At 76.7% G+C, this 2790-nt stretch carries 4 protein-coding genes; 2 read left to right on the top strand and 2 right to left on the bottom strand.

The window, feature by feature from the left end; translation table 11 throughout:
- Positions 1 to 478: 478 nt before the first annotated feature.
- Together I59_RS20775 and I59_RS19480 are read right to left on the bottom strand one after the other, a co-directional pair.
- Positions 479 to 715, bottom strand: a complete 237-nt coding sequence (locus tag I59_RS20775; protein ID WP_049976549.1) for a hypothetical protein — start codon at positions 713 to 715, stop codon at positions 479 to 481.
- Entirely contained in the window at positions 715 to 1779 is a 1065-nt protein-coding gene (locus I59_RS19480) for a glycosyltransferase family A protein (RefSeq protein ID WP_049976548.1), read from the bottom strand. The genes I59_RS20775 and I59_RS19480 overlap by 1 nt, the downstream gene beginning before the upstream one ends.
- Before the next feature lie 146 nt (positions 1780 to 1925).
- On the opposite strand from I59_RS19480, the gene I59_RS22750 reads away from it, so the two are divergent.
- Positions 1926 to 2087, top strand: a complete 162-nt coding sequence (locus I59_RS22750) for a hypothetical protein (RefSeq protein WP_022903341.1) — start codon at positions 1926 to 1928, stop codon at positions 2085 to 2087.
- Between the two features lie 91 nt (positions 2088 to 2178).
- Positions 2179 to 2790: beta-1,6-N-acetylglucosaminyltransferase (locus I59_RS07565; RefSeq protein ID WP_031273295.1), on the top strand; the 612-nt coding region annotated here is incomplete at its 3' end.

Raw genomic sequence — 2790 nt, 5'->3', positions numbered from 1 at the left:
AGGGGCGCTTCCGTCCCTGAGGCGCTGCGCCGCCGGGCCCGCGTCCGTTCGCCGGGCTCGGTGCCGCTGTCGTACGCGTCCGTCCGTCCGCCGGGCCGGTGCGCGCGCGTCGCGGTCGTCCGACGGAGCCGTCGTCGCACGACAACGGCCACGTCGCTCCCCCGCGCCGGCAACGCTCCGCGCCCGCGCCCGCGCCCGGACCAGCCCGCGCCCGTGCCCGCGAACCCGCCCCAGCCGGCGCTGCGCTGCCGGGCCCGCGTCCGTTCGCCGGGCTCGGTGCCGCTGTCGCTGTCGCACGCGTCCGTCCGTCCGCCGGGCCGGTGCGCGCGCGTCGCGGTCGTCCGACGGAGCCGTCGTCGCACGACAACGACCACGTCGCTCCCCAGCGCTGGCAACGACCCGCGCCCGCGCCCGCGCCCGGACCAGCCCGGCACCCGGACCAGCCCGCACGCGAACCAGCCCCAGCCGGCGCCGCGCCCTACCGCGCCGCGAGCCGCCCGCGCACGTACCGCCACGGCCCGCCGAGCGCCGCGACGAGCTCCGCCCGCTTGAGCCCCGCCGTCGCCGCACGGAACTCGTCGTCCACCGGCCACCCGCCGACCGCGTCCACCGCTGCCGAGACCTGGTCGCCGCTGCCCTGCCCGAGCGCGCCGAGCTGCCGGAGCGCCCCGACCGACCGCCGGAGCACGGCGAGGGCGGTCCCGGGCCGGCTCATCAGCTTCGCGACCCAGGCCCCGAGGCCCGTCCCGTACCCGAGTGCCTGTGATCGCAGGGCCTCGCGGTCGGCGCGGTGCTTGTGCCAGACGATCGCGGAGGGCTCACGGCGAGCGCCCCGCCCGGAGACAGCACCCGCGTGAAGAGGTCCGGGTCCTCGCCCGCACGCGCCGGGGTGCCGGGGCCGAGGGCGACGTCGAACCCGCCGAGCTCGAGCGCCGCCTCGCGCCGGAGCGACATGTTCGCGCCGGTCCCGAACGCCCCGACCGAGAACGGGAACAGCGGCAGGTCCGCCGGCGGCTCCGCGGTCCGGTACACCCGGCGGTCGGTGTTGCGCGCCCAGGTGACCCGTTCGTCGAAGTAGCGCTGCGTCGGGGTGCGGAGCTCCCCGCTCGGCACGAGCCCGGTCACGCAGACGACGTCCGCGTCGCGGGCGTACGCGGCGGCGAGCGCCGCTGCCCACCACGCGTCGACGACCACGTCGTCGTCGACGAAGGCGACGACGTCGCCGGTGGCCGCCGCGAGACCGGCGTTGCGTGCACGCGAGACCCCGGCACGGGCCTCCAGGACGTACTGCAGGCGTGCGTCCGCGAACGACGCGACCACGTCGCGGGTGGCGGACGTGCTCGGCGCGTTGTCGACGACGATCACTTCGAGGTCGTCCCACTCCGACGCCAGGACCGACGCGACGCAGCGTCGGACGTCCTCGGGTCGGTCGCGGGTGGCGACGACGACGGTGATGCGGCCGACGGGCGCGCCCGTCGGCCCGGCCGGGAGGCCCGTGGCGCGGAGTGCGCGCAACGCGCGTGCCGTCTCGGCCGGGTCCAGGGCGCCGCCCGGTCCGATCGCGACGTCGACGGACCCCGCGAGTTCGCGGCCGTCGCGGACGAGGAGCCGCGCGCGACGGAAGCCCTCGGCGTCGGCGAGCACGACCGCGTCGGCCGCGAGTGCCCGGTGCCGGTCGACGGCACCGACCCAGGCCGCTCCGGGCCAGGTCGGCGGCTCCGCGGCGGGCATCGCGGGCTGCAGGGTGAGCACGCCGGTCATCGTGGGACGGTCGGTCATGCTCCGATGCTCCGGTGGTGGCGTGCGGGGGTCAACGAGGGCCCCCGGCGCGTGCGCGGACCTTGCGGTTTGCCGCCACCTGACAGCCGGCGCTCCCCTAAGATCGTGGGGATCCCGGGCATCAGGTCGGGGCACGAGGAGGACGCATGCCGCTGGACCCGATGCCCGAGTCCTCCGCCGTCCTCGAAGTCGTGCTCGAGGACGCCCCGACGTGTGTCTGCGGTCACGTGCGGGACGCGCACGAGCACTACCGTCCCGGCACCGACTGCGCGCTCTGCGACTGCCCCCGGTTCCGCAAGAAACGCTGATCAGGGGCCAGGGTGCGGGAAACCGCTGCTTCCCCGCACCCGGTCCGACCCCGCCTTGTCGGTGTTCGGCGGCCACCGTAGCGTCGCGGACATGGCCAACTCCCCCGCCGTGGCGTGCGTCGTCCTCGCCCACGAGGACCCGGCACACGTCCGTCGCCTGATCGAGGCGCTCGACCCGTTCCCGGTGTTCCTGCACTGCGACGCGCGGACGCCGGACGACGTGTGGGCCGCGATGACCGCCGACCTGCCCGCACGGGTGCGCCTGCTGCCGCGGATGCGCACCGGCTGGGCGCGCTGGGAGAACGTCGCCGCCGAGGTCGAGGGCTACCGGGCCGCCCTCGCGGAGACGGACGTGTCGCACGTCGCGGTCCTCACCGGCAGCGACTACCCGCTCGGGAACCCGGCGGAGCTGACCGCGCTGCTCGAGGCGAACCACGGGACCTCGTTCCTCGGCGTGCACCCGCTGCCGTGGTCGGAGTGGGGTCGTGGGGGCGGCCTGCCGCGCCTGCGGTTCCCGCACTGGGCGTGGCGCAAGCACATGATCCGTGTCCCCGTCCCGCGTCGACTCCCCCGCGGCGTCACGCCCGCCGGTGGGTCGCAGCTCAAGGTCCTCGCACGGGAGCACGCCGACGCCGTCGTGCGCGCCGTCGACACCCGGCCGGACCTCGTCCGGTTCTGGCAGCGCGTGTGGATCGCCGACGAG

Source organism: Curtobacterium sp. B8 (assembly GCF_000333315.1).
GTDB classification, from domain to species: domain Bacteria; phylum Actinomycetota; class Actinomycetes; order Actinomycetales; family Microbacteriaceae; genus Curtobacterium; species Curtobacterium luteum.
The sequence above is the reverse complement of the archived record's forward strand: the minus strand, read 5'-3'. Positions and strand labels throughout refer to the sequence as shown.

What these genes read in the sequence shown, in the direction of transcription:
- I59_RS22750 (WP_022903341.1), top strand. Translation starts at nt 1,926, where the DNA reads ATGCCGCTGGACCCGATGCCCGAGTCCTCCGCCGTCCTCGAAGTCGTG.
- I59_RS20775 (WP_049976549.1), bottom strand. Translation starts at nt 715, where the DNA reads ATGAGCCGGCCCGGGACCGCCCTCGCCGTGCTCCGGCGGTCGGTCGGG.
- I59_RS19480 (WP_049976548.1), bottom strand. Translation starts at nt 1,779, where the DNA reads ATGACCGACCGTCCCACGATGACCGGCGTGCTCACCCTGCAGCCCGCG.